The 23,840-nt window shown below is 64.9% G+C and carries 25 protein-coding genes and 1 tRNA gene; 7 read left to right on the forward strand and 19 right to left on the reverse strand.

The window, feature by feature from the left end:
• Nucleotides 1–75: 75 nt before the first annotated feature.
• Nucleotides 76–1,539 carry a sulfotransferase family protein gene (locus tag ACZ1JX_RS14755; RefSeq protein ID WP_465124275.1) on the forward strand — a complete coding sequence of 488 codons (1,464 nt, stop codon included), beginning with the start codon at nucleotides 76–78 and terminating at the stop codon, nucleotides 1,537–1,539.
• Here the strand turns inward: ACZ1JX_RS14755 and ACZ1JX_RS14760 are convergent, their stop codons facing one another.
• The 7 genes from ACZ1JX_RS14760 to ACZ1JX_RS14790 all read right to left on the reverse strand — a co-directional run bounded on the left by ACZ1JX_RS14760 (nucleotide 1,540) and on the right by ACZ1JX_RS14790 (nucleotide 7,550).
• Nucleotides 1,540–3,351 (reverse strand): hypothetical protein, encoded by a 1,812-nt coding sequence (locus tag ACZ1JX_RS14760; RefSeq protein ID WP_465124276.1) that lies wholly within the window; start codon nucleotides 3,349–3,351, stop codon nucleotides 1,540–1,542.
• On the reverse strand, nucleotides 3,318–3,731 hold the full coding sequence (locus ACZ1JX_RS14765) for a GtrA family protein (protein WP_465124277.1): 414 nt from the start codon (nucleotides 3,729–3,731) through the stop codon (nucleotides 3,318–3,320). The genes ACZ1JX_RS14760 and ACZ1JX_RS14765 overlap by 34 nt, the downstream gene beginning before the upstream one ends.
• Nucleotides 3,732–3,751: 20 nt before the next feature.
• Nucleotides 3,752–5,350 carry an NAD(P)/FAD-dependent oxidoreductase gene (locus ACZ1JX_RS14770; protein ID WP_465124278.1) on the reverse strand — a complete coding sequence of 533 codons (1,599 nt, stop codon included), beginning with the start codon at nucleotides 5,348–5,350 and terminating at the stop codon, nucleotides 3,752–3,754.
• Between the two features lie 179 nt (nucleotides 5,351–5,529).
• The gene (locus ACZ1JX_RS14775; protein ID WP_465124279.1) at nucleotides 5,530–6,237 is read right to left on the reverse strand and encodes a PilZ domain-containing protein; all 708 of its coding nucleotides are present in this window, start codon (nucleotides 6,235–6,237) and stop codon (nucleotides 5,530–5,532) included.
• Nucleotides 6,238–6,494: 257 nt separating this feature from the next.
• Nucleotides 6,495–6,579 (reverse strand) — tRNA-Leu (locus ACZ1JX_RS14780).
• A gap of 182 nt (nucleotides 6,580–6,761) precedes the next feature.
• The gene (locus ACZ1JX_RS14785; RefSeq protein WP_465124280.1) at nucleotides 6,762–7,043 is read right to left on the reverse strand and encodes an integration host factor subunit beta; all 282 of its coding nucleotides are present in this window, start codon (nucleotides 7,041–7,043) and stop codon (nucleotides 6,762–6,764) included.
• Between the two features lie 153 nt (nucleotides 7,044–7,196).
• Nucleotides 7,197–7,550, reverse strand: a complete 354-nt coding sequence (locus ACZ1JX_RS14790; protein WP_465124281.1) for a GntR family transcriptional regulator — start codon at nucleotides 7,548–7,550, stop codon at nucleotides 7,197–7,199.
• A 336-nt stretch (nucleotides 7,551–7,886) separates the two neighbouring features.
• On the opposite strand from ACZ1JX_RS14790, the gene ACZ1JX_RS14795 reads away from it, so the two are divergent.
• Together ACZ1JX_RS14795 and ACZ1JX_RS14800 are read left to right on the forward strand one after the other, a co-directional pair.
• Nucleotides 7,887–9,872: a peptide MFS transporter gene (locus tag ACZ1JX_RS14795; RefSeq protein WP_465124282.1), complete on the forward strand. Its 1,986-nt coding sequence runs from the start codon at nucleotides 7,887–7,889 to the stop codon at nucleotides 9,870–9,872.
• Nucleotides 9,873–10,013: 141 nt separating this feature from the next.
• Complete coding sequence (locus tag ACZ1JX_RS14800; protein WP_465124283.1) at nucleotides 10,014–10,694, forward strand: NnrU family protein; 681 nt, start codon at nucleotides 10,014–10,016, stop codon at nucleotides 10,692–10,694.
• A gap of 27 nt (nucleotides 10,695–10,721) precedes the next feature.
• On the opposite strand, the gene dxs is transcribed toward ACZ1JX_RS14800, so the two are convergent.
• The 8 genes from dxs to ACZ1JX_RS14840 all read right to left on the reverse strand — a co-directional run bounded on the left by dxs (nucleotide 10,722) and on the right by ACZ1JX_RS14840 (nucleotide 16,878).
• Complete coding sequence (gene dxs / locus ACZ1JX_RS14805) at nucleotides 10,722–12,644, reverse strand: 1-deoxy-D-xylulose-5-phosphate synthase (protein WP_465124284.1); 1,923 nt, start codon at nucleotides 12,642–12,644, stop codon at nucleotides 10,722–10,724.
• A 42-nt stretch (nucleotides 12,645–12,686) separates the two neighbouring features.
• The gene (locus ACZ1JX_RS14810) at nucleotides 12,687–13,964 is read right to left on the reverse strand and encodes an MFS transporter (protein ID WP_465124285.1); all 1,278 of its coding nucleotides are present in this window, start codon (nucleotides 13,962–13,964) and stop codon (nucleotides 12,687–12,689) included.
• Nucleotides 13,965–13,988: 24 nt separating this feature from the next.
• Nucleotides 13,989–14,456: a Fur family transcriptional regulator gene (locus tag ACZ1JX_RS14815; RefSeq protein ID WP_465124286.1), complete on the reverse strand. Its 468-nt coding sequence runs from the start codon at nucleotides 14,454–14,456 to the stop codon at nucleotides 13,989–13,991.
• A gap of 36 nt (nucleotides 14,457–14,492) precedes the next feature.
• Nucleotides 14,493–15,170: a peptide-methionine (S)-S-oxide reductase MsrA gene (gene msrA / locus ACZ1JX_RS14820; RefSeq protein ID WP_465124287.1), complete on the reverse strand. Its 678-nt coding sequence runs from the start codon at nucleotides 15,168–15,170 to the stop codon at nucleotides 14,493–14,495.
• Nucleotide 15,171: 1 nt separating this feature from the next.
• A complete protein-coding gene (locus tag ACZ1JX_RS14825) occupies nucleotides 15,172–15,300 on the reverse strand; it encodes a hypothetical protein (protein WP_465124288.1) in 129 nt (42 codons plus the stop codon).
• A gap of 133 nt (nucleotides 15,301–15,433) precedes the next feature.
• A complete protein-coding gene (gene xth / locus ACZ1JX_RS14830) occupies nucleotides 15,434–16,210 on the reverse strand; it encodes an exodeoxyribonuclease III (protein ID WP_465124289.1) in 777 nt (258 codons plus the stop codon).
• Nucleotides 16,207–16,539, reverse strand: a complete 333-nt coding sequence (locus ACZ1JX_RS14835) for a HesB/IscA family protein (protein ID WP_465124290.1) — start codon at nucleotides 16,537–16,539, stop codon at nucleotides 16,207–16,209. Before ACZ1JX_RS14835 ends, xth begins: the two co-directional genes overlap by 4 nt.
• A 45-nt stretch (nucleotides 16,540–16,584) precedes the next feature.
• Nucleotides 16,585–16,878 (reverse strand): hypothetical protein, encoded by a 294-nt coding sequence (locus ACZ1JX_RS14840; RefSeq protein WP_465124291.1) that lies wholly within the window; start codon nucleotides 16,876–16,878, stop codon nucleotides 16,585–16,587.
• A gap of 142 nt (nucleotides 16,879–17,020) precedes the next feature.
• On the opposite strand from ACZ1JX_RS14840, the gene ACZ1JX_RS14845 reads away from it, so the two are divergent.
• Nucleotides 17,021–17,464 (forward strand): CBS domain-containing protein, encoded by a 444-nt coding sequence (locus ACZ1JX_RS14845; protein ID WP_465124292.1) that lies wholly within the window; start codon nucleotides 17,021–17,023, stop codon nucleotides 17,462–17,464.
• Between the two features lie 165 nt (nucleotides 17,465–17,629).
• Nucleotides 17,630–18,958 (forward strand): aminopeptidase P family protein, encoded by a 1,329-nt coding sequence (locus ACZ1JX_RS14850; protein WP_465124293.1) that lies wholly within the window; start codon nucleotides 17,630–17,632, stop codon nucleotides 18,956–18,958.
• 138 nt (nucleotides 18,959–19,096) lie between these two features.
• Here ACZ1JX_RS14850 and ACZ1JX_RS14855 read toward each other — a convergent pair whose 3' ends face one another.
• A complete protein-coding gene (locus tag ACZ1JX_RS14855) occupies nucleotides 19,097–20,092 on the reverse strand; it encodes an adenosine kinase (protein ID WP_465124294.1) in 996 nt (331 codons plus the stop codon).
• A gap of 76 nt (nucleotides 20,093–20,168) precedes the next feature.
• Here ACZ1JX_RS14855 and ACZ1JX_RS14860 point away from each other — a divergent pair, with 76 nt between their 5' ends.
• Nucleotides 20,169–20,681 (forward strand): hypothetical protein, encoded by a 513-nt coding sequence (locus ACZ1JX_RS14860; protein ID WP_465124295.1) that lies wholly within the window; start codon nucleotides 20,169–20,171, stop codon nucleotides 20,679–20,681.
• On the opposite strand, the gene ACZ1JX_RS14865 is transcribed toward ACZ1JX_RS14860, so the two are convergent.
• Nucleotides 20,665–21,129 carry an RrF2 family transcriptional regulator gene (locus ACZ1JX_RS14865; RefSeq protein ID WP_465124296.1) on the reverse strand — a complete coding sequence of 155 codons (465 nt, stop codon included), beginning with the start codon at nucleotides 21,127–21,129 and terminating at the stop codon, nucleotides 20,665–20,667. The genes ACZ1JX_RS14860 and ACZ1JX_RS14865 overlap by 17 nt on opposite strands.
• A 79-nt stretch (nucleotides 21,130–21,208) precedes the next feature.
• Between ACZ1JX_RS14865 and ACZ1JX_RS14870 the strand changes: the two genes are divergently transcribed.
• On the forward strand, nucleotides 21,209–21,652 hold the full coding sequence (locus ACZ1JX_RS14870; RefSeq protein WP_465124297.1) for a globin domain-containing protein: 444 nt from the start codon (nucleotides 21,209–21,211) through the stop codon (nucleotides 21,650–21,652).
• 139 nt (nucleotides 21,653–21,791) lie between these two features.
• Here the strand turns inward: ACZ1JX_RS14870 and ACZ1JX_RS14875 are convergent, their stop codons facing one another.
• Together ACZ1JX_RS14875 and dcd are read right to left on the reverse strand one after the other, a co-directional pair.
• Nucleotides 21,792–22,961, reverse strand: a complete 1,170-nt coding sequence (locus ACZ1JX_RS14875) for a saccharopine dehydrogenase family protein (RefSeq protein WP_465124298.1) — start codon at nucleotides 22,959–22,961, stop codon at nucleotides 21,792–21,794.
• Nucleotides 22,962–23,277: 316 nt separating this feature from the next.
• The gene (gene dcd / locus ACZ1JX_RS14880; RefSeq protein WP_465124299.1) at nucleotides 23,278–23,832 is read right to left on the reverse strand and encodes a dCTP deaminase; all 555 of its coding nucleotides are present in this window, start codon (nucleotides 23,830–23,832) and stop codon (nucleotides 23,278–23,280) included.
• Nucleotides 23,833–23,840: the final 8 nt, after the last annotated feature.

A 23,840-nucleotide genomic window follows, 5' to 3' on the forward strand; every position in this document is an offset into this window, starting at 1 on the left:
CTTTTTGTCTTCGGTACGCGACCTATTCTTTTGCCCGTGCCCATGCTGTAGCACCTGCGGATGTCCCTGATCGCCATGACCCAAGACGAAGCCGTCACCCAGTTGCGCCGCTTCGTTGCAGCGCTGGAATCCAACAGTCGGCGCGATGCCAATTCTGCAGCGTTCGCCCTGATTGCCGGCCGCGCGCCGCTGGGCGACAAGTGGCACTCCATCGCCCGGGTCATGCAGACCAACGGCGAGATCTCCGCCGCCAACGCGGCCATGCAGAACTACGCCAACCATCGCCGAGGCGATCCTCAGGCCGCCTTTCTTCAGGCAGCCATGCTCGCCCAGACCGGCCGTCTGGAACAGGCCTGGGCGGTAATGGAAAAAGTGCCCCCGGCGGTCCCGGACGTTCCCGGCAACCGCTACATTCGCGGCACCATTGCGGTGAATCTCGGACGGACGCAGGAAGCCGAAGATCTTCTCCTTGCCGCGCTCGACGCCAATCCTGCACTGGGTCAGGCAATGCTTGCGCTCGCTGCGGCACGAAAGCGCAAGAGCGGAGACCCTGTCGGCGACCGTATTCTCACAGCGGAATCGCGCATGTCGGGCGCACCTGCGTTAGAGCGTGCCCATTTCCACTACGCCGCCGGACGCGTCCATTTCGACCGCGGGGAGGCCCAGGCCGCATTCCGCCATTTCAGCGCAGGCGCCGCCCTCGTGCCGGGATGGCGCCCCTATGATGCCAAGGCAGATGCGCGCGAAGTCGATCTGTGCCGTGAAGGCTTCGACCCCGAGTTCGTCGCAGGCGTAAACCGCCAGGTCACGATCGAAACCAGCCAGCCCATCTTCGTCACCGGCCTGCCACGCTCCGGCACCACTCTGGTCGAACAGATCCTGGTCAGCCATTCGGCCGTTTCAGGTGGTGAGGAACTGGGCCGCATGGCGATCGTCAGCCGTGATCTGCCTTCGCTTTCCGGCGCTGGTCTCAAGAACTATCTCGGCAAGGGCGGCAAGGCCGATGATCTTGCCGCGCTCTATCTCCACCTCGGACAGGAGCGTTTCGGCAAGGCCGGTCGCTACGTCGACAAGGCGCTCAACACCAGCCGCTTCATGGGCCTGATCGCTGCACTGCTGCCACAGGCCCCGGTAATCTGGCTGCGGCGTGACCCGGTGGACTGTGCCTGGTCGGCATTCCGCACCTATTTCATCCAGGGTCTCGACTGGTCGTGGAAGCTCGAGGACATCGCCACCCACTTCGCGCTTGAAGACCAGTTGTTCCACCACTGGTCGCGGATGTTCCCGGAGCGCATCCTCGTCGTGGACTATCAGGAACTGGTCCGCACGCCCGAGACGCAGATTCCCCGGATTCTGGACCACTGCGGTCTGGCGCCCGAGCCGCAGGTGTTCCGTCCTCACGAAACCAAGCGCATCGTGTCCACCGCCAGCGTGATGCAGGTGCGCGAGCCGATCAATACAGGAGCCATCGGCGCAGCGGAGGCCTATCGCGACCACCTGACGCCCTTCACGGAGCGCTATCGCGCTCTCACCTCCTGATCAGGGTGCGCGTACCCGCCAGACCTTGACCCCGCTCTGCGCCGGAACCGGCACGGGCTCCAGCCACTCAGGCACCTTGCCCTCTATCAGGTGTGCCATGAACCCGTCCGGGGCGAGGTGCGCATAGACACGGGATTCGCTTCCCGCAGCGCAGACCGCCACCAGCGTCGCGCCGCGCTTGGCCATTACTGCCCGCGCACCCCGGTCCGGGCCGAGGAAGGCAACGAGTTCATCGCGCATCGCGGCGCTCGCACGATGGTGGGCCGTGGCAATGACCGTGTGCCCGGTGGTCACCAGCAGCGTCGGCCCGATGTCCAGCCCGGCAAGCACGGTTGCGCGCGGCATGGACGCCATGGCCGGAACCAGCGCCTGAAAATCGCAGGCCTGTGTCGATGGCCGTGTCGTCGCCTCGGGCGGAGCAATGATGGCTTGGGCCATGCCGATCACACCGCCCGGCAGAAGTAGTGCGATCATGCCGCCCACGCGTGCAAGGCGCCGCCACAACAGACGATCGGCCTGCCAGCGCAAGAACAAGTCCTCTAGCTGCCACGCCGCAGGCACGGCCGCGAACAGGCAGGCGACGCCCGAGGCGCGCGCCACCATCACGCCCACCAGCATAGCGCCGGCCAGCAGCAGCCCCATGTCCAGCCACCAGTCACGCGTGGCCGCATCGCGGCTGCCCCGCCAAAGCCGCCAGCACGCCACAAGGCCGATGAGAGGCACCAGCACCATGGTCCCTCCAAGCACCAGTCCCTGCCGCCAGACCGGCAATCCCTCGCGCACCGAGCCCAGCCAGACCTTGCGGACCAGCGGATCAAGTTCGGCAAAGGCATCGCCCGAAAGGCATTGCGGCGCAGCAAGTCCCGCTATCGCTATCGCGCCGAGCCCGAGCAGAGCCAGCGTCGCCAGACTCAGCATCGGCGGACGATTGCGCAGGCGTGGCAGGATCAGGGCGCATCCGGCGCCGGTCCACACCAGCACGGCCACGTGCACCGGCGACAGCGCATCGCAATGCTGGGCAAGGTCGCTCAAGCCCCGGGTGCCAAGGAACAGCGCCACGCTGCCCAGCGCAAGGCTCGCCATATAGGCAACCAGCCAGTCGCCCTGCCCCCGCAACAGGCGAAGCGTGCAAACCGCCGCCACGATGACCGTCAGCGGCAGAGATTCGAGCGAGATCGACAGCGCCAATGCCAGCGCGAGGCCCGCCACCGCGCCGCCGCTCTTCGGCACGCGAGCGGCCAAGCCGTTCAGCGCGACGAGCGCGAGCACGAACTGCCAGGCGTGATGGTCGATGCGCAGCGGCATCATCCGGAACGATGCAGGCACGGCCACCGCGACCAGCAAGGCCGCCACGATACCCACGTTGCGCCCGAACTGGCGCGCCGCCAGTCGCGCCGCCAGCGCCATTGCCGCCAGCAGGCTCAGCAATGGCACGATCACGATCGCGCAGATTTCGGCCTGTGCAGTGCCGATGAAGGGCCGCAGCAGCAGGATCACCGCCGCGATCGGCAGGTCCACTACGCGGGTCCAGTGCATCGCCACCCCTTCGGGCGGCGCGATGCGGTACTGGTGCAGATCGAACCATCCCTGCCCGGCCAGCAGGTCACGCACCTGTTGCAGGCGCAAGGCGTCGTCGCCGTCCGCAAATGCTGCCGGCGTCAGCCTGCCGCCGATCACCAGGAGCATCAGCGCAGCAACCACGATCCATGCCACGATCACGCCGGTCCAGGGCAGGCTCGCGCGGCGTTCTCCCGGCGGTGGGCCGGAAATGCTGTGCATCACTGAAAGACGACCCGTTTCCTGAGCAGCCATGTCGCGGTGAAGCTCGCGCCGATGGCGACCAGCTTGGAAATACGCGAATCAAGCCCCATCGCAGTACCCGCCCCGACAATCAGCGTGGTCAGCGCCAGCCCCACGAGCGCCGAGCCGACGAACAGCGCCTTCTGGCGGTTGCGCGCTCCACGCTCGGCGGCAACCGAGTCGGTAAACACCGCGCGGCTCGACAGCAACCAATGCGCCACGATGCCAAGCGAATATCCGCTCGCCGAAGCGATGACGGGAGCGGTCCCCATCGCCAGCAGCGCAAGGAACGAGCCCATGTCCACCGCCAGCGCGCCGACGCTGGCGAGCAGGTAGCGCAAGAGCATCACACGGCGCAGACGATCGATCATCGGCAGGATCATCCCGGTCATTTGGCGGTCCAGACTTGCGTTCAGGCGGCCTTTGCAGGCGCAATCCGCTCGGGCACGTCGCGCACCGATGCAAGCGCTGCGGCTTGATCCTCGCTCAGCGCGGCGCGGGCCGGGATCGACTGCTCGGCCCCCTCGTTGCCGGCCTCGTGGTACTCGGCGTCCTCGTTCACGCACCAGGTGTCATAGACGCGGGCACCGGCGGCGATGTTCTCCACCGTCAGCATAGCGGTCATCATTGCATGATCCTGGTTGTTGTACCGGTGCATGCCGTTGCGGCCGACCATGTGCAGGGTCGGATGGCGCGCTTCGAGTTCGCTGCGCATCGCGGCCACGTTAGCGGCATATTCGTCGTCATAGACCGGGTAGGCCTTCTCCTGACGCACCACCACGCCGCCGATCACCTTCTCGGGACTGACGAGTCCGAGGATCGCCATTTCCTTCTTGGCGAGTTCGACCAGATCGTCGTCCGAGGAATCCCACAGATCGTCGCCCTCAAAGCAGAAGTATTCGAGACCGACGCAGGCCACGCTCTCGTCGGGCACCATTTCGGGCGACCAAGAGCGGAAGTTCTGGATGCGGCCGACTTTCACCTTGCTGTCGTGAATGTAGATCCAGTTGTCCGGGAACAGTTCTTCCGAGCGGATCTTGAGCGCGACGGTCAGGAAGTCGCGGTACTTGAGACGGCTCGCCTCGAGCGTCGTTGCCGGAAGCGGGTGCAGGCGTGCTGCCAGCTCGCGCATCGGTGCCGAACTGATTGCATGGCCTGCCTCGATCACCACGTCGCCGTCCGGGCCGGTCGCAGACAGGCGCCAGCCGCCCTCACCGTCGGCAGCCAGCTGCTTGAAGGCATGGCCCATCAGCACTTCGCCCTTGCCGCTGGCGACGATCTTGTCGCGCGCAGCATCCCACATCATGCCGGGCCCGAGGCGCGGATAGCGGAAGGTTTCGAGCAGGGTCTTGGTCTGCATCCCGTCGTTCGGGCGCTTGTTGAGCCCGAGGCTGCGCTTGAGGCCGTCGGTCACCGCACCCCACAACGAAAGCCCCTTGATGCGCTGCGCCGCCCAGTCGGCGCTCATCTCGTCGCAGGGCATGCCCCAGACCTTCTCGGTATAGGTCTTGAAGAAGATCGAATAGAGCTTCTGCCCGAACTGGTTGACAGTCCAGTCCTCGAAGCTCTTGACCTTCTTGTTCGGGAACGCCTTGGCCTTGGCAAAGCTCGCCATGCACAGCGTCGAACGCACAAGGCCAAGGTTCCACAAGGCTTCGAACGCGCGCAGCGGATAGGAGTAGAACTTGCCCTCGTAGTAGATGCGGCTCATCCGCGGACGCTGGATGAAGTCGTCGGGCAGGATCTCGTTCCACAGGTCGACCACCTGCTGCGACTTGGAGAAGAAACGGTGCCCGCCGATATCGAAGCGGTAGCCTTCATGCTCCACGGTGCGGCTGATCCCGCCGACGTAGGTCTGGTCCTTCTCGATGATCGCCACCGTGAAGCCGCGCTTGGTCAGGAGGTAGCCGGCGGTCAGGCCAGCAGGCCCTGCGCCAATGATCGCAACGTCAACCTTGCGGCTTGAGCCTGCATCCGTCGCACCCTTTGCGCGAATCGTCCCGTTAACCATCAAAACCCCCGTCTGAAGCGCTGTTCGCAGGACCAGAGGTGAAGGAAATTGGATAAAGGATGGTTAACGAGCGTCTGCGGTTTCGCGAAATCGCCCGGGTCCCTCGCGATCTGGCTAGGACCCCTGACGAATCAGGCCTTCTGCGAATCAGGTGGTCCGCGAATCAGGCCGTCTGCAAATCACGGACGCCCGAAGCGTTCGCCCTTGAAGCTTTCATTCCCTGGACCCGAGACTCCGGATTCCGAACGGGGTCCGCGCGGGGCGTCGGGCTGGTCCGTAGGCTGCAGCGACGCAGTCAGGTGTGCCAGTTCGTCAAGCTTGAAGGTCTGCTCGAACAGCACACCATAGCGCGGATGGCTGCGCCACCGCACCTTGGCGTAGATCGGCTGCATGACGCCGGTCTCGAGCCGGACCAGCTCGTTCATCAGCAGCCACTTGTCGCTCTCGATGCAGGCGCCCTGCTGCGAAATGTCCTGAAACGATACCCGCACCGCCTCGCCGCCAGAGTGAAGAATCGCATCGAGATGAATGCGCAAACGGACCTGTCGCTTGGGAAATGTGCCATGGCTTTCGTCAAGCAGGCGTTCGATGTCGACATCGCCGGTAAAGCGAAAGCCCGCGTATTCGCCTTCGCTCCAGATCTGCTCCACCGGATATCGATCGCCATTGCTCATCTCGATCGCCAGCTCCCGGTGCGGCGGAAGGGCATTGAACAGGCGGATCTTGAGGCCGGACGCAGAGGCATCGCGGATCACGCAAAGGAACTCGCTCTCGCCGTCGGCGATCAGCTTGGCGGCACGGATCAGCAGCGTAAAGCGCGGCGCAGCGCGCTGTTCCGCGTCACGGCCTTGCGCCGTTGGCACCTGATCGTCGTCTGCCTGGGCCAAGCCCGTTTCCCCTTGCGTGCTCGCTGAAATCGACTCTTCGTCGACCAAGCGCCGGGACGCACGCAAATCCCGAGCGGGTGCAGTATAAATGCGTAAGTCCTACCGCCGGGTTACCAAGCAAACCGCCGCAATAATTTAATATTTTACAGTGCTGTAAGTTAATCGTCACGTTCTGTGACTTCACGTGACTTGGCTTTGGGCCGGGATCTGCTTGGCCCGAAGAATCGCCCAAGACTTCGCAACGAAGACGACAGCATTGGTGCGGACGGCGGGACTCGAACCCGCACGATCAAGGATCAAGGGATTTTAAGTCCCCGGCGTCTACCATTCCGCCACGTCCGCATCGCCTGCGCGACTTTGCCCGCGCTGAAGCTGCCGCGCGCCTGCCACAGCAGCAACGGCGCTGCAACGACTGTTGCAGCGCGACCTCTCCGTCCTCTTTCGGCAAGACGCAAGCAGAACAAGACCCGCAGCCGAACAGCCGCAGGCCTCAATCATCCACTCGGCAGATCAATCAGCGCAAATCAGTCCGCATTCAGGCGCTGGCGCATTTCCTTGCCAGCCTTGAAATAGGGCACGCGCTTGCCCGGCACCTCGACGGTTTCGCCGGTGCGCGGGTTGCGGCCCTTGCGGGCATCGCGTTCTCGCGTTGAGAAGGCACCGAAGCCGCGCAGTTCGACACGGCCGCCTTCGGCCAGCCGCTTGGCAATTTCATCGAAGAACACGTCGACAACGCGTTCGATTTCTTCGCTGCGCATTCCCGGGCTCTCTTTGGTGAGTGCCTGCAGCAGCTCCGATCTGATCATGTAATCCCTCCGCCAGGCGACCTTGCGGACGCCCCCCATTATTGACGATCCCAGCGCCCCAACCCCCGTAAGGACGCGAGAAGTGATCCTGCCACGCCGGAACCGGCATGACAATCGTTTCATATTACGCAATGAGGCCAAAAATGGACCGTTTCAGGCCATTTCCGTAGCGTCTGCCTCAAGGTCCGACAGTTTCAGACCCAATCGCCGCATCCGGGCGGCAACCATCGGCCACTCTTCCTCCAGGAACTGTTCGCGCTCGCGGCGGCGAAGCGCCTCGACGGCACCGGGGGCGACGAACATCCCGACGCCCCGCTGCACCACCACCAGCCCTTCGTCCTGGAACTGCTGGTAGGCCTTCGCCACGGTCAAGGGATTGGCTCCCTGCTCCGCGGCAAAGGCGCGCACCGAGGGCAGCATTTCGCCTTCCGGATGTCGCCCGTCGAGGATGGCGGCGCAGATTTCGTCGCGCAGGCGCAGATATACGGGACGGTTGGCCTGGGTCATGGTGATGCACTGCCATAATACAGCGAAGCGCACAACAGCGCGCAGCCCGAATACACGTGGATCCCGGCCTTCGCCGGGATGAGGCTGCAATTGGGAGTCTTACTTCAACCGTCGCCCCGGCGAAGGCCGTGGCCCACAACCTCACCGAATGACACAATCACCTCGCTCCCTGCCCGCTTCCATCGCGCCATCAAGGTCAACCGGTTGCGATTGAAAATAGTTTCTTGCCATGCGGGATCGTGCCACTAAGGCGAAAGTCCTGCCGCGCGGGAGAGGCGCGGCTGCTTTGCACGAACCCGACCCGTAAACCGGATAACGACGAGAACGCTCGCCCGCATGGCCCAGATCGACACGAATCCCGCACGAACCCCCGCGACCGGCGAGTGGTTCGGCCATCCTGCGCAACTCAAGCGCCTGTTCACCACCGAGATGTGGGAACGCTTCGGCTATTACGGGATGCGGGCGATCCTGACGCTCTATCTCGCCAAGCATTTCCTGTTCAACGATACCACCAGCACCGGCATATACGGCGGCTTCACTGCGCTGGTCTATCTCACCCCTCTGATCGGCGGCCTGATCGCCGACCGCTATCTCGGCTCGAAGCGCTCGGTGAAGTTCGGCGCGATCCTGATGGCGATCGGCTATTTCATGCTCTGCTTCGGCGGCGATGCGGCCAAGCCCTATGCCACGATCGAAGGCCAGCGCTATGACGTGACGGTCAGCGAGGCGAACGGCAGCGAGTTGCGCTCGATCGAGATGGGCGGCCAGAAGCTTGAAATCGTCGGCAACGACGACAAGTCGGTCTCGCTCAAGGCGGTTGACGGCAGCGAAGCCAAGCGCATTGCCCCCGGCGCGTTCCAGTCCGACGGCGAACGCTCCTCGTTCCACATCGCCATCCTGCTGATCGGCCTCTCGCTCGTCACGGTGGGCAACGGCTTCTTCAAGCCCAACATCTCGACCATTGTCGGCACGCTCTATGCCGAGGGCGACCGGCGACGCGATGCCGGGTTCACCATCTTCTACATGGGCATCAACCTCGGCTCGCTGATCTCGCAGTTCTTCTGCCCGATCCTGGCCGAAAGCGTGGGCTGGTGGGCCGGCTTCGGCCTTGCCGCCATCGGCATGACCTTCTCATGGATACTGTTTCAGTTCGATGGCGGCAGGCTCGACGGATATGGCGAGCGCCCGGCCGGTGCCGATCCGCGCAAGGACTGGCTGATCTATGGCGCGGCGCTGGTCTGCGTGCCGCTGTTCTTCTTCCTGTTCACCAATCTCATGGCCTATGTCCCGCCCGAAGCTGGCGAAGGCCTCGTCGGCTACTTCCTCGGCCTGCCGATCATGGGCAAGCTGATGTTCGGCACGTTCCTGATCGCGATCCCCGGCATCCTGATCTGGGCGTTGGCGGCGGGCAACCGGGTCGAATTCCAGATGATGGTCGCCGCCATGGTGCTGATCGTGTTCAACACCGTGTTCTGGACCCTGTTCGAACAGGCCGGCTCCTCGCTCACCCTCTTTGCAGAGCGCAACACCCAGCTCGAGATCGCGTGGACGCGCCCGCTCTTCGCGATGTTCCGTTCAACGCCTGCCAGCTATTATGTGTTCTTCGCCCTGTTGCTGGGCGGGCTGGGCTGGGCGCTCGCATGGTTCTTCGGCAATGGCGAAGCTCCCGAAACGAAGCGCAAGATGACGCTCGGCTTCGGCGTGGTCATGCTCGCAGGCTTCTTCGGCATGGTCTATGCCCGCAGCCAGGGCTTCGGCAGCGAAGAAGTCTATGTCATGCCCGCAGGCCAGACGCAGATCTTCAACGCGCTGTTCATCGTCACGCTGGCCCCGCTGTTCAGCGTGATGTGGAATGGCATGGCTCGGCGCGGCGTGGAGCCGTCGATCCCGGTCAAGTTCGCGCTCGCCCTGATGGGCGTGGGCGGCGGTTTTCTCCTGCTGGTCTGGGGCTCGCAGTTCGCCGACGCGCAGTTCAAGGTCGGCCTCGTCTGGCTTGCCGGGCTCTACCTGGTTCATTCGATGGCAGAGCTGTGCATTTCGCCGGTCGGCCTGTCGATGATCACCAAGCTGTCCATGGCCCGCATCGTCGGCATGATGATGGGCGTGTGGTTCCTGTCGATTGCCGTCGCCCAGTACGTCGCGGGTATGGTCGCGCAGGTCGCCAGCGTCGAAACGGTCGGCGGTCAGGTTACCAACCTCAAGGTCAGCCTTGATACCTACGTCGGCGTGTTCACGACGATTGGCTGGATATCGGTGGGCATTGGTGCTGTGCTTCTGGTCATAGCGATTCCGCTCAGGAAGCTTATGCATGGGGTGACCTGAAGGCGTTCGGGAACAAATTTCCACCTTCGGATTATTGGCCTAACCCTGAAGGCATCTGTTGTCAGATTTGTTACAAAAGCTAGAAGGGATGTTAATCAATATAAATGCCCGCGCCATTCGAGGCGCAGCAGGGGGGCGGAGATGGATGCAGATTTGATTCACCTCGTCATCGCGACAGCCGCGTTCGTGTTTACGCATTTCGCGATGTCCGGTCCGCTCAGGCAACCGCTCGTTTCAAGACTCGGGGCCCAGGGCTTCCTCCTGCTGTATTCGCTGGTGTCGATCGGGACCTTGGCCTGGGCCGTCGTCGTTTTCGACCGGACCGATGCCGATTGGCAGGCATGGAACGGCATGGCGCCAGTGCCGTGGGCGCTGGCAAGCCTGCTGACCCTTACCGGGCTTGCGCTGCTCATCCCGTCCTTCGCGCGCAACCCTGCCCTGCCCGGCAAGACGGCCGCGGGGCTTGGCACGATGATTCCCGTCGGCGTGTTCCGCGTGACGCGGCATCCGATGATGTGGGGCATCGCTATCTGGGCGCTCGGCCACATGATCGCTGCACCTTCGGCTCGCGTGCTGGTGCTGATGACCGGCATCATCCTCCTGGCGCTGGTCGGCTCGCACTTTCAGGACAAGCGCAAGGTCGCCGGCAACAAGCGCGAGTTCGGACCCTGGCAGCGCCGCACCACGTTCTGGCCCAAGTTCGGCGAACTGCTGCGGCTTCACACGATCCTGCTTATCGCCTTCCTCGTGTGGTTCATCGCCACCTGGATCCACTACCACCTGTTCGGCATCCCTGCCGGCCTGTGGCTGTGGCTGACCTGATCTAGCGCAACGCCCGCAGGCGCGCAGTCAGGCCCGCGCCTCGCTCACACCCGCAGAGTTGTGCCGCAGTGCTTTCAGCACCGTATCGACGATATGCGGCGCATTGAGCCCAGCCGTGTCGTATTGCTTGTCCGGCGAGTCATGGTCCTGAAATACGTCGGGCAGGCGCATGGTGCGAATCTTGAGGCCCGCATCGGTCAGCCCCTCGTCGCTCGCCATGGTCAGCACGTGTGCGCCAAGTCCGCCGATCGATCCTTCCTCGATCGTCACCACGACCTCGTGGGTCGCCATCAGCTGGCGGATCAGGTCGGTGTCGAGCGGCTTGGCAAAGCGCAGGTCTGCCACCGTGGTAGAAAGCCCCTTGGCCTCCAGCTGGTCCGCCGCCTTCAGTGCCTCTGCCAGACGCGTGCCGAGCGATAGCAGCGCCACCTTGCTGCCCGAACGCACGATGCGCCCCTTGCCGATCTCCAGCAATTCCGGCTCCTCCGGCAGCGCAACGCCGGTGCCATTGCCGCGCGGATAGCGGAACGCAATCGGGCCGCTGTCATGCTTTGCGGCGGTGTAGGTCATGTGGACCAGCTCCGCCTCGTCGGCCGCCGCCATCACCACCATATTCGGCAGTGTGGCAAGATAAGTAACGTCGAACGAGCCCGCGTGCGTCGCCCCGTCAGCCCCCACCAGCCCGGCGCGGTCAATCGCAAAGCGGACCGGCAGGTTCTGGATCGCCACGTCGTGCACGACCTGATCGAACGCGCGCTGCAGGAAGGTCGAATAGATCGCGCAGAACGGGCGCATGCCCTCTGCCGCAAGGCCTGCCGCAAAGGTCACCGCATGCTGCTCGGCAATGCCGACGTCGAACGTGCGTGTCGGGTGCGCCTTGGCAAACTTGTCGACGCCGGTGCCGCTGGGCATCGCCGCCGTGATCGCGCAGATAGTGGGATCGCTGTCCGCCAGCTTCGCCAGCGTCTCGCCAAACACGTTCTGGTAGGCCGGCGCACCCGGCGTGGCCTTGACCTGCTCGCCGGTCACCACGTCGAACTTCTGCACGCCGTGGTACTTGTCCGCCGCCTGCTCGGCCGGGCCATAGCCCTTGCCCTTCTGCGTCACCACGTGAACGAGGCACGGCCCTTCGGCCGCATCGCGCACGTTCTCCAGCACCGGGATCAGCTGGTCGATGTTGTGCCCGTCGAGCGGCCCGACGTAATAGAAGCCCAGCTCCTCGAACAGCGTGCCGCCCATCGCCATGCCGCGCGCGAACTCGTCGGTCTTGCGCGCCGCCGTGTGCAGCGGACGCGGCAGCTTGCGCGAAAGCTTGCGCGCGATCTCGCGCAGACCCAGAAACTGGCGCGACGACACCAGCCGCGCGAGATAGGCCGAAAGCCCGCCAACCGGCGGCGCAATCGACATGTCGTTATCGTTGAGGATCACCACGAGCCGGTTGCCCGCAAGCCCTGCATTGTTCATCGCCTCGTAGGCCATCCCTGCGCTCATCGCGCCGTCGCCGATCACCGCGATGCCCTTGCCGGGCCGGTCAGAGAGCTTGTTGGCGATGGCAAAGCCCAGTGCGGCCGAAATCGACGTGCTCGAGTGCGCCGTGCCGAACGGATCGTATTCACTCTCGCTGCGCTTGGTGAAGCCCGAAAGCCCCCCGCCCTGTCGCAGCGTGCGGATGCGATCACGCCGCCCGGTGATGATCTTGTGCGGATAGGCCTGGTGGCCCACGTCCCACACCAGCTTGTCCTGCGGCGTATTGAACACATAGTGGATCGCCACGGTCAGCTCGACCACGCCAAGCCCCGATCCGAGATGCCCGCCCGTCGATCCGACGGCGGATATCATCTCGGCACGAAGCTCGTCCGAAAGCTGGCGAAGCTGCGAAGGCGCGAGCTTGCGAAGATCCTCAGGGGTATCGACCGTGTCTAGCAGCGGCGTTGCCGGTTCTGAACTCATCCAACCGCCCTTACACCGATGCTTCTGTGCTGTCGAACATGATCATGCAGGTTGACCCTTCCCCATGGTCGGTGCCGCACGCCCCTGCGTCAGCAAGGCCGAAACCACCAGCAGTACCGCCGCCAGCACAAAGGCATATCCCGGCGCTGCAAGATCGCCTGTGGCTGAAATGTGCCGCGTCAGCAGCACCGGCGTCACCCCGAACGTGACCGCTACGATCACGCCATAACCAATGCCGACCAGCCCGGCGCGGTGGCGCTTGGGCGTAATCTCGACGAATGAGGCATAAGCCACAGCCGCCGAAATCGTCGCCATCAGCAACAGCAGTGCCGCAGCTGGGGCCAGCTGCGCCAGCGAAGCCTCGGCAATGCCCCAGCGGAACAGCGGCAGCGAAACCAGTGCGGCCAGCGCCGAAGTGCCCAGCATGACCTGACGCCGCCCGATCCGGTCGCCCAGCCATCCGCCGAACAGCAGCCCCACGATCTGCGTCCCCGCTGCCGCCATCTGCAGCAGATAGCCGTTGGTCACCGGAATCTTGAGGAACGTCGTCGCATAGACGAACAGGTAATCCCCGGCAGCGCCTGCCAGCAGGAACCCCGTCACCCCGATCAGCGCCACCACATAGGCCCGCACATCAAGCTCGGTCACCACGTTTGGCCCGGTTTCGGGCAGATGCAGCGTCTCGTCCAGCCGCCGCCGCAGTGCAAAGGCCAGCGGTACGATGGCCGCGCCAATGCCGAAGGCGATGCGCCAGCCGAAGGCATCGAGCTGCTCCGGCGTCAGCAGGCTCGCCAGCACCAGCCCCACCATACCGCTCGCCAGCACGCCGATGCGCATGGCGACAAGTTGCAGCGCGATCAACAGCCCGCGCTTTTCGGGCGGCGCGCTTTCGGCAAGGAAAGCCGTGGTCGGCCCGACATCACCCCCGGCGGCAAGGCCCTGCAACAGGCGGAAGGCAACGACAAGGATCGGTGCCCACACGCCGATCGTCGCATAGCTTGGCGTCAGGGCGAGCCCGATGGCGCTCAGGCCCATCAGCGCGAAAGTTGCCAGCATGGTCGGTCGGCGACCCAGCTTGTCGCCCAGAAGGCCAAACAGGATCGCACCCAGCGGCCTTGCGCCGAACCCCGCGCCCGCCGTCATCAGCGTCAGCAGCAACGCGCTGCCCGGAACGCCCGCCGGAAACATCACCCGCGAGACATTGGCGGCAAAGAAGCTGAAGCTCAGGAAATCGTAGAATTCCAGCGCATTTCCGGAAATGACCGCCGCAAATTGCCGTCTGCTCGGCAGATGTCGCGTCTCTTCGCTCAGATCGTTCATGCGGCCCTCCCCCCGTCAGGCACCTTATTCCCCGCTGGCGCACTCCGCGCAATGACCGCGAATCTCGACCACCGGGCGCACTTCGGCAAAGCCCGCGTCCTGCGCGGCCTTGCGCAGCGCTCCGGTCAGGCTGTCGTCGTCGATGTGCACGGCGGTGCCGCACAAGTCGCAGATCAGGAAGATGCAGTCGTGGCGGCAGCCGGGATGGCTGTTGGCCACATAGGCGTTGGCGCTCTCCACCCGCCGCGCAAGATTGGTGCGCACGAACAGGTCGAGGATGCGATAGACCGAATTGGCCGCGACGCGCTTGCCCCGCCGCGTGCCCACGCTTTCGGCAATGTCATAGGCCGATGCCGGCTTCTCGCGCTCGGCCAGCGCCTCGAACACGTCGGCGCGCATCTCAGTCCACTGCTCGCCGGACGCGGTGAGCGCATCGCGCGCGGCCTCGATCAGCCTGTCGCCTGCAAAGTCGTGATGATTGTGCCCGGACATCGGTCCTAGATAGGCACGCCTTGGCTTTGGCGCAAATCAGTTCCGCGTGAACGTCGGCTTGTAGAGATCGGGGAACAGCTTCTTCAGCGCCGCCACCTTTGGCGCGTCCCAGCGCCGGATATAGCCGCGGTCGGGATTCCGGTCGGCAAAGTCCTGATGATAGGCCTCGGCCGGATAGAACGCCTTGTAGGATTCCACCGCCGTCACAATCGGCTGCTTCCACAGGCCCGACTTCCTCAGCTGACCCAGATAGGCCGCCGCCACCCGCGCCTGCTCCTTGTCCATCGGCACCAGCGCATTGCGGTACTGCGTGCCGTGATCGGGGCCTTGATAGTTCAGCTGCGTCGGATCCGCGCCAACCGCGAAGAACACCCGCAGCAACTGGTCGTAACGGATCTTGGCGGGATCGTAGGTCACCCGCACCGCTTCTGCGTGTCCGGTATTGCCCGAGCCCACGACATCATAAATCGCGGTCTTCTGCGCTCCGCCGTGATAGCCAGAAACGACGCTGCTCACGCCCTTCAGATGGCTGAACACCGCCTCGATGCCCCAGAAGCAGCCGCCTGCAAACACGGCGACCTTCTTGCCCGGCGCTTCATTGGCTTGCACCGCCGCTGCGGGGGTGGACACCGCACCTTCGGCCTGCGCCGGTTGCTGGCATGATGCGGTCAGGACTCCCACCGCCATGAGTGCGGTCAGGAGCGGGCGGCGCATCTTAGTGCGACGCCTGTTCGGTATCGGGGGTCGCCAGCGCGGTCGTACCCGAGCTGATGCCCATGACGGCAGCGCCCATCAGGAACCCGAAGGCCAGCGCGCGGAAGAAATCAGGCTTGAACAGGCCCATCGGTTTTGGCTTTCACGATCTTGTCTGGCGTCGGCCTTGCACCGAGTCGCCTGAATGTGTGGTGACGCCCTGCACAGCCATACGCGCAAGCCATCAGCGTTTCTGCGAACCGTTCACCGCGTGCGACGAACGGTTAGGTCTGCAACTGCACCCAGATCGGTGCATGGTCACTGGCCTTTTCGCGGCCGCGATATTCCTTGTCGACGCCTGCTGCCACCAGCCGGTCGGCCAGCTCGGGCGAAAGCAGTGCGTGGTCGATGCGGAAGCCGTGGTCACGCTGCCAGGCACCGGCCTGATAGTCCCAGAACGTCCACACCCCGCCCTGCGGATTGAACGTGTCGATCGCGTCGGTCCAGCCGTCGTTGAGCAGACGGCGATAGGCGTCGCGCGATTCGGGCTGCATCAGCGCATCGTCGGCCATCGCCTTGACCGAGAAGGTATCCTTGTCCTCAGGGATCACGTTGTAATCGCCGATCACCACGGCGGGTACGTCCTCGGCGGTGATTTGCGCCATGCGCTGGCGCAGGCGTTCCATCCAGCGCAGCTTGTAATCGAACTTCGGCCCCGGCTGCGGATTGCCGTTGGGCAGGTAAATGCACACCACGCGGATGCCGAAGACATCGGCCTCGAGATAGCGCGAATGCTCGTCCTCCGGCTCGCCCGCCAGCCCGCGCTGCACTTCGACCGGTGCCTGCCCATCGGCCAGAATCGCCACGCCGTTGAAGCCCTTCTGCCCGTGCCAGATCGCGTGATAGCCGATCTTCTCGAACTCGGCCGCCGGGAACCCCTCGTCCTGTGTTTTGATCTCCTGCAGGCATGCAACCGAGGGCCGAGTTTCCTCAAGCCATTCGAGCAGACGCGGCAGACGGGCCTTGATCCCGTTGATATTGAACGATGCGACTTTGATCATATGGCGAACGAAGCGCCGCAACCACACCCCGAAGCTGCCTGCGGGTTGCTCACCCGGAAGGCCGCGCCGCCCAGCGATTCGACATATTCGACCACGCTGCCTTCGAGCAAGCCGAGGCTCACTTCGTCGACCACCAGCCGGACTCCGTCGGTCTCGGCAATCAGGTCACCGTCCTCGGGGGCGTCGGCAAGGCCGAACTTGTACTGGAAGCCCGAACAGCCGCCGCCTTCCACCGAAAGCCGCAGGATCGCGGGCTTTGACTGCTTGGCGGCAATCGTGGCAACGCGCGCGGCGGCGCTGGGGGCTAGGGTGACCTGTGTTTCGCTCATTCCGACAAGATAGGGACTAAGCGCGCCAACCTCAACGTCCGATCATCAGCGATTCCGCTCGTCCTCCAGCCGGTCCTCGATCGATTCGTCGTGGCCTGTCCCGCTGGAGAGGAACACCAGCCCCATCAATGCCGCCATCAGCATGATCGTCAGCCAGACGCCCAGCGCCGAGGCGATGAACAGGTGGATCGAGATCATGCCGATCTGGAGGTAAAGCACGTAGAGAACCACACCGACCACGGCAGTGCTGAACAGCGCCATCCAGCGCATGATCAGCCAGTATCGCGCCCAGGCAAATCGAGCGTTTTCAGGATCATCGAGAGGAGAGTGTCCGGCCATCGTCTGCGGTCCTTTGCCGATCGTAAGTGGTGGTGGCAACGGCTTTGACAATGGCCGCCAAGATGGCATGATCCCTATGGGAGATCAGGCGGTCGGCAAAGACGCCCGAAGGCGCATCGGCCGCATCACGAAGGAGGATGCCATGACGATTGCGCACGTGATTCAAGGACGTCTTGGAGCGGGTGGGGGCGAAGTGTGGAGCGTCGATGCCGACGCGCAAGTCTCGGACGCGATCGACATGCTCGCCCACCACCGCATCGGCGCCCTGCCCGTCAGCGATGGGGAGAGCGGCGTTGCCGGCATCTTCTCCGAACGCGACATGATCCGCTGCCTGCACAAGCATGGCGAGGCGGCGCTGCACATGAAGGTGCGCGACATGATGACCGCGCCGGTCGTGACCGTATCCCCGCAGACTTCGGTGATGGAGGCCCTCGCCCTGATGACCCAGCGCCGCTTCCGCCATCTCCCTGTAGTGGAAGGAAATCGCATGGTCGCCTTCGTCTCGATCGGGGACCTGGTGAAGCACCGGCTCGACAAGATCGAGGCCGAGGCGGACGCGATGCGGGTCTACATCCAGCAGGCCTGAGGCGCGTTTCCAACTCTCGGGGGCAGAACGGCAACTCTCCCCCAACTCCCCCCCAACTCTCTCGGGCAAAGGCACAACTCGCGCGCACGCCGTCCATGCACGCGCAGGTGATTCCCATTTCACGTGAAACCATCTAGGCTTCCCCTTCGAAAAGGGGATTCCGCCATGACCATGACCCGCCGCTCCCTCCTCGCCGGAGCTGCCGCCGCGACCGCATCGCTCTCGATCTCGATCCGCGCGCAAGTCCTCCCACCCCCCGGCTTCGCCACCCCGTCGGGCACCACCCCCTTCGCGCCCGAGGTCTATCGCGAGCGGCGGGCGAAGCTGATGGCGTCGCTGAAGGATGGCGTGGCGGTGATCCATGGCGCCGAGCGCGACCGGTCGAGCGGCCCGGTGAGCCCACCGTTCTATCAGTCGGGCGATTTTGCGTGGTTGACCGGAATCGTCGACGAACCCGGCGCGGTGCTGGTGCTGGCCCCTGCAGAGCGGACCTACCGCGAGTTCCTGCTGCTCCCCTCGCGCGATATCGAGACCGAGCGCTGGGACGTCGAGCGCCTGCCGCTGGGCTCGCTGATCGAACAACGCACGGGAATTCAGCGGGTCAGGCGCATTTCAGGACTCGATGGCCTCGTCACCCAGCTTGCCGCGCGCAGCCGGACGCTGCACTTCATGGGGCCGATCGCCAGCGCCTCGGCCCCGGTGCCGCCCGCGATGGACCTCTATGGCCGGGTGATGGCGCGCGTTCCGGGCTGCGCGATGAAGGACCAGAGCGCCCTCCTCCCCGCCCTGCGCACCGTCAAGGAACCGCGCGAGCTGGAGCTGATGCGCCGGGCGCTCAGCGCGACGCAAGCTGGCCACCTCGCCGCGATGAAGGCGGTGCGCCCCGGCATGACCGAGCGCCAGCTGACCGCGGTGCTGGAGGACGGGTTCCGGCAGGGCGGGGGCGAGGGCCTGTCCTACGATTCGATCGTCGCCACCGGCCGCAACGCCGCCTCGCTGCACTATGCCCATGGCAATGCCGTGATCGGCGCACAGGACCTCGTGCTGATCGATGCTGCGGCCAGCGTCGGCACTTATGCCTGCGACATTACCCGCACCTTCCCCGCCTCGGGCAAGTTCACAGCGCAGCAGCGGGCGGACTACGAGCTGGTCATGGCGGCCCAGGATGCTGCGGCCAAGCTGTTGAAACCGGGCGTCATTCACGAGGACATGACCGAGGCGGTCTATGCCCTGTTCCGCAAGGCAGGCCGGATTGACGAGTTCACCCACGGCCTCGGACACTTCGTCGGCCTCGATGTCCATGACGCGGGCGACTATGCCAAGCCGATCCCGGCAGGCGCGGTGATCACCATCGAACCGGGGCTCTACAACCAGCAGATGAACCAGGGCATCCGCATCGAGGACCTCTACCTCGTCACCCCCACGGGCTGCGAACGCCTGAGCACCGGCATCCCGCGCACGGTGGCGGAAATCGAGGCGTTCATGGGGCGGTGACTTCAGGCTGAACTCCAAACCTCCGTCACCCCGGCGCAGGCCGGGGGCCATTACCTCGCCGTCGAGCCGGACACCGGCGTCATGGGCCCCGGCCTTCGCCGGGGTGACGGGTGGTATGGATTGGTGGTTGGACTGAGATCAGCCCAGGCGCTTGGCCACCAAGTCCTGCAGGTCGGCCTCGGGGCGGGCGCCGTAGTGGGAGATGATTTCTGCGGCGCAGATGGCGCCCAGCGTCAGGCTCTCCGCAAGCGGTCGCCCGCGGACGTAGCCGTAGAGGAAGCCTGCGGCGAAGAGGTCGCCTGCGCCGGTGGTGTCGACCACCTTGTCGATGGGCTCGGCGGGAACCTGGGCGTGTTCGCCGTGGCTGACCGCGTGGGCGCCGTTTTCGCTGCGGGTGACGACGACCGTGGGCACCTTGGCGGCGAGCTGTTCGAGGCCTGCGTGGAAGTCCTCGATGCCGGTGAGGGCGGCGAGTTCGTGTTCGTTGGCGAACAGGATGTCGATCTCGCCCGCTTCGATCAGTGCGCGGAAATCATCGCTATGGCGCGAGATCACGAAAGCGTCGGACAGGGTGAAGGCCACCTTGCGGCCGGCATTGCGCGCAGCGGCAATGGCGCGGCGCATGGCCTTGCGCGGCTCTTCCGGGTCCCACAGATAGCCTTCGAGATAGAGTACGCTGGCCGCAGCGATGGTAGCGTCGTCAAGCGCTTCGGCAGGCAGGAACTGCGAGGCGCCGAGGAAGGTGTTCATCGTGCGCTGGCCATCGGGGGTGACGAAGATCAGGCAGCGCGCCGTTGGCGGTTCGTCTGTGCGCGACGGGGTCTCGAAAGCGATGCCGCCTGCGCGGATGTCGTGCGCGAAGACTTCGCCGAGCTGGTCGTCCGCCACCTGGCCGATGAAGCCGCACTTCGCGCCGAGCGCGGCAAGGCCTGCCAGCGTGTTGGCCGCCGAACCGCCCGAGATTTCACGCGCGGGGCCCATGGCGTCGTAGAGTTCCTTGGCACGGTCGGTGTCGACCAGCGTCATGCCGCCCTTGGCGAGGCCGAGCCGCTCGATGTCCGCATCATCGCAGGGGGCCATCACGTCGACGATGGCGTTGCCGATGGCGATGACGTCGTAAAGCGGTTCGGACATGCGGGACAGGCTCCGTATCTTGGGCAATTGCGCGATGGCCTAGCCGCTATGCCGCGTTGCAGCAAGAGCAGGAAGGGTGCGTCAGAACGCTTGGCCTGTGCGCCGTATCGCGCCGCCTGCGGTTGACCCGGCGGTGCTGGCGGGGCATCCCCGCGCGGTGACATTCCGCGCTGCCGCCATTCCGCTTCTCGCTCTCCTCCTTGCCTCGTGCGGCGGGGGAGGGCTGCCAGCGGGCGGCAAGACCCCGGTCGTGCGCTCTGCGCCGACAGCGCCGGTCCGCACCACGGTTCCGCGCCCTGCGCCCGTGGGCAAGCCTGTCGCGCAAGTGCAGATGATCCCCGGCCTTGAAGGCGTGATCGGGTCTGACGCGCTGCAGCTTGGCCGCACCTTCGGCACGCCGCGTCTCGACGTGATCGAGGACGACGCGCGCAAGATGCAGTGGTCGGGGACGGCCTGCATTCTCGACGTCTATCTCTACCCGCCTGCGGGTGGCGGCAAGCCGACCGCGACGTACGTGGATGCAAGGCGTGGCGATGGGCGTGACGTTGATCGCGCGGCCTGCGTGGCGGCGCTCAGGAAGGCTCCGTAACCGCGCAGGTGGGGCCGGGAGCAGGCAAAGCGGGCAGGGCGGCCCACGGTGCGAAGGCAGCGACGCCCTCGCGCGAGACATCGGCCAGCGTGTAACGGTCCAGCACGGCGAGGAAGGCGTCGAGCGCTTCGGCCAGCACGCTGCTCAGCGCGCAATCTTCACGCAGGGCGCAGGTGGCGCAATCGGCAAGGCGCAGGCCGCGTTCGAGCTTGCGTACCACTTCGCCCACGGTGATCTGGTACGCGGGGCGGGCGAGCGCGATGCCGCCGCTGCGCCCGCGCTGCGACATGGCAAAGCCTGCCTGTACCAGCGCTTGCGCGACCTTTGCGACGTGGTGATAGCTCAGGCCCTGCTGCGCGGAGAACGCGGGCAGGCTGACCGCCCCGTCCTTGCGCGCGAGCACGATCAGCAGGCGCAGGCCGAAATCGGTGTGCTGGGTCAACTGCATTCAAAAACCATCGTTTTTCCGCTTGCGAGAATCAAGCAGATAAAATACCGGTATTTGTAATACCTGATTGGAGATACCCATGCGCACCGCTTCCGAACACGCAAAGACCATCGTCAAGGCCACCGCTCCGGTGATCGAAAAGCACGGGGTGGAGATCACCACCGCCATGTACAAGCGCCTGTTCCAGAACGATGATGTGAAGGCGATGTTCGATGCCGCCGCGCAGGAAAGCGGCGAGCAGCCGCGCCGTCTGGCCGCCGCGATCCTTGCCTATGCCAAGAACATCGACAAGCTCGAGAACTTGGGACCAGCGGTGACGCGGATGGTGCAGCGCCATGTCGAGTGCGGCGTGAAGGCCGAGCATTACCCTTATGTCGCCGAGGCCCTATTGCCCGCGATTCGCGACGTGGTGGGGGCCGATGTGGCCACCGACGAAGTGCTGGCGGCCTGGGGCGAGGCCTACTGGATGCTCGCCGATATTCTCATCGGTGAAGAAGCCGAGGCTTACGCGGCGGCGGCCTGAGCGAGGGCCCACCCCGCTGCGACTAACTTCACTGCGTTCAGTAAGTCTCGCGGCCCTCCCGCTTGCGGGAGGGCAAAGAAGTGCGCTGTCACTCCCCTCCCGCAGGCGGGAGGGGTTGGGGGTGGGCAGAACGCAGGCGCTACTCCGCCGCGAAGCTGATCTCGGCGTGAGCGCGCAGGCGGTCTACCAAGGCTTCGCCGAGGATCGCGCCGGGGGTTCCGACCACGCCGCCAGCCTTGCTCGACAGCAGGGCAATGGCGGTCTCGGCGATCATCCGGCTGGTCGAGCCGTAGCCGGGATCGTAGCGCCCTTTCACGCCGTAGCGGATTTCCTGACCATCGGGCATCGTGCCAAGGAACAGGACATCGTAGTAACCGGTCTCGCGCTGCTCCTTCGACGGGCCTTCGCCGGGCTTGGGATCATCGGGGCGGCCGATGCTGGGCGTCTTTGCCATGTGCTCGGCAGCGGCCTTGCCCTGATCGCCAGGGCCGGTGAGAATCATCTCGTCATAGACAAAGTCGGTGCCCCAGGCGTGACCGAGCAGGGCATTGGTGCGGTGGACGTTCTTGACGTTGATCGCGGCCATGACGAACGGCGTTTCCCAGCTGCCGATGGCTTCGTCGTACTGGACCTTGTCGCCACGCGGCTGTTCGGGGCCTGCGAAGCCGGGAGTGAGGCAGAAGGCGCTCTGCATCAGCGGAATGAGCGAAGGGTCCTTGCCCAGCGCCTGCAGCGTCGCACCGAGGCTCGCGGCGGTGCCGCCCGAAACGCCGCCCTTGAAACCGCGCACGCGGCCCTTCACGCGCGGGGCAGGGCGGCCGAACTTCGCCACGGCTTCCTTCTGCAGCATCAGCACGCCCAGATCGAACGGGATCGAATCGAAGCCCGAGGAGAAGCAGATTCGCGCGCCGGTTTGCTTGGCTCCCTCACCATACTTGTCGATCATCTGGCGCATCCAGACCGGCTCGCCGCAAAGATCGGCATAGTCCGTGCCCGCTGCGATGCAGGCAGCGAGCAAGGGTTCGCCATAGAGCTGGTAGGGGCCGACGGTGGTGATGACGACCTTGGCCTGGCTGACCATCGCTTCGAGACTGGCAGGATCTGCGGCATCGGCCACGATCAGCGGGGTGTTCTTGGGCGCCTCGATCAGGGCACGCACCTCGGCCAGCTTTGCCGCCGAACGCCCGGCCATGGCCCAGCGCGGGCCTTCCTGGCCATAATGCCGCGCAAGATACTCCGCGACCAATCGCCCGGTAAACCCCGTCGCCCCATAGACGACGATGTCATAGGGCCTCTCCGACTTCTCCATCAGCCTCTCCGCCTGTTCTCGTTGTGCGGCAAGCTTGGCGAGTTCGGTGGCGATTGCAACCGGATTTAAGCGGGGGGTTAAGGCGTGGTGCCAACATCCTTCGACAGGCTCAGGATGAGCGGGTTTGAGAACCGATCAGGCATGCGGCACCGACCCACTCCTCCGCCCTACACTCCGTCGTCCCGGCGCAGGCCGGGACCCATGGCGCTGGCCGGCTAGCACGTTGCCGGAAAGGCGGCGCAGGGTTGTCAGGTGCGATTGCGGCGAGAGGTTGTGGGCCCCGGCCTGCGCCGGGGTGACGGTGGGGGAGTAGTTGTCAGAGGCGCGGCAGCGTCACCCCGCGCTGGCCCATGTATTTGCCGGCGCGGTCGGCGTAGCTGACTTCGCACGGTTCGTTGCCCTGGAGGAACAGGAACTGGCACGCGCCCTCGTTGGCGTAGATCTTGGCGGGCAGCGGCGTAGTGTTCGAAAATTCGAGCGTGACGTGGCCTTCCCAGCCGGGTTCGAGCGGGGTGACGTTCACGATGATGCCGCAGCGAGCATATGTGCTCTTGCCCAGGCAGATCACCAGCACATCGCGCGGCACGCGGAAGTATTCGACCGTGCGGGCCAGCGCGAAGGAATTGGGCGGGATCACGCAGACGTCGGTCTCGCGGTCGACCAGGCTGGCGCCGTCGAAGTTCTTGGGGTCCACCACCGCGGAATCGACGTTGGTGAAGATCTTGAACTCGCGCGCGACGCGGGCGTCGTAGCCGTAGGACGAGAGGCCGTAGCTGATGCAGCCATCGCGGCGCTGGTTCTCGACGAAAGGCTCGATCATGCCCTCGTTCAGCGCCTTTTCGCGGATCCACTTGTCGGAAAGAATGGCCAATTGATGTC

The organism is Novosphingobium sp. BL-A-41-Hi4A-0G (genome assembly GCF_055521735.1).

Coding starts and splice junctions, on each gene's coding strand:
- ACZ1JX_RS14755 (WP_465124275.1), top strand. CDS start 76: ATGACCCAAGACGAAGCCGTCACCCAGTTGCGCCGCTTCGTTGCAGCG.
- ACZ1JX_RS14760 (WP_465124276.1), bottom strand. CDS start 3,351: ATGGCTGCTCAGGAAACGGGTCGTCTTTCAGTGATGCACAGCATTTCC.
- ACZ1JX_RS14765 (WP_465124277.1), bottom strand. CDS start 3,731: ATGACCGGGATGATCCTGCCGATGATCGATCGTCTGCGCCGTGTGATG.
- ACZ1JX_RS14770 (WP_465124278.1), bottom strand. CDS start 5,350: ATGGTTAACGGGACGATTCGCGCAAAGGGTGCGACGGATGCAGGCTCA.
- ACZ1JX_RS14785 (WP_465124280.1), bottom strand. CDS start 7,043: ATGATCAGATCGGAGCTGCTGCAGGCACTCACCAAAGAGAGCCCGGGA.
- ACZ1JX_RS14790 (WP_465124281.1), bottom strand. CDS start 7,550: ATGACCCAGGCCAACCGTCCCGTATATCTGCGCCTGCGCGACGAAATC.
- ACZ1JX_RS14795 (WP_465124282.1), top strand. CDS start 7,887: ATGGCCCAGATCGACACGAATCCCGCACGAACCCCCGCGACCGGCGAG.
- ACZ1JX_RS14800 (WP_465124283.1), top strand. CDS start 10,014: ATGGATGCAGATTTGATTCACCTCGTCATCGCGACAGCCGCGTTCGTG.
- dxs (WP_465124284.1), bottom strand. CDS start 12,644: ATGAGTTCAGAACCGGCAACGCCGCTGCTAGACACGGTCGATACCCCT.
- ACZ1JX_RS14810 (WP_465124285.1), bottom strand. CDS start 13,964: ATGAACGATCTGAGCGAAGAGACGCGACATCTGCCGAGCAGACGGCAA.
- ACZ1JX_RS14815 (WP_465124286.1), bottom strand. CDS start 14,456: ATGTCCGGGCACAATCATCACGACTTTGCAGGCGACAGGCTGATCGAG.
- msrA (WP_465124287.1), bottom strand. CDS start 15,170: ATGCGCCGCCCGCTCCTGACCGCACTCATGGCGGTGGGAGTCCTGACC.
- ACZ1JX_RS14825 (WP_465124288.1), bottom strand. CDS start 15,300: ATGGGCCTGTTCAAGCCTGATTTCTTCCGCGCGCTGGCCTTCGGGTTC.
- xth (WP_465124289.1), bottom strand. CDS start 16,210: ATGATCAAAGTCGCATCGTTCAATATCAACGGGATCAAGGCCCGTCTG.
- ACZ1JX_RS14835 (WP_465124290.1), bottom strand. CDS start 16,539: ATGAGCGAAACACAGGTCACCCTAGCCCCCAGCGCCGCCGCGCGCGTT.
- ACZ1JX_RS14840 (WP_465124291.1), bottom strand. CDS start 16,878: ATGGCCGGACACTCTCCTCTCGATGATCCTGAAAACGCTCGATTTGCC.
- ACZ1JX_RS14845 (WP_465124292.1), top strand. CDS start 17,021: ATGACGATTGCGCACGTGATTCAAGGACGTCTTGGAGCGGGTGGGGGC.
- ACZ1JX_RS14850 (WP_465124293.1), top strand. CDS start 17,630: ATGACCATGACCCGCCGCTCCCTCCTCGCCGGAGCTGCCGCCGCGACC.
- ACZ1JX_RS14855 (WP_465124294.1), bottom strand. CDS start 20,092: ATGTCCGAACCGCTTTACGACGTCATCGCCATCGGCAACGCCATCGTC.
- ACZ1JX_RS14865 (WP_465124296.1), bottom strand. CDS start 21,129: ATGCAGTTGACCCAGCACACCGATTTCGGCCTGCGCCTGCTGATCGTG.
- ACZ1JX_RS14870 (WP_465124297.1), top strand. CDS start 21,209: ATGCGCACCGCTTCCGAACACGCAAAGACCATCGTCAAGGCCACCGCT.
- ACZ1JX_RS14875 (WP_465124298.1), bottom strand. CDS start 22,961: ATGGAGAAGTCGGAGAGGCCCTATGACATCGTCGTCTATGGGGCGACG.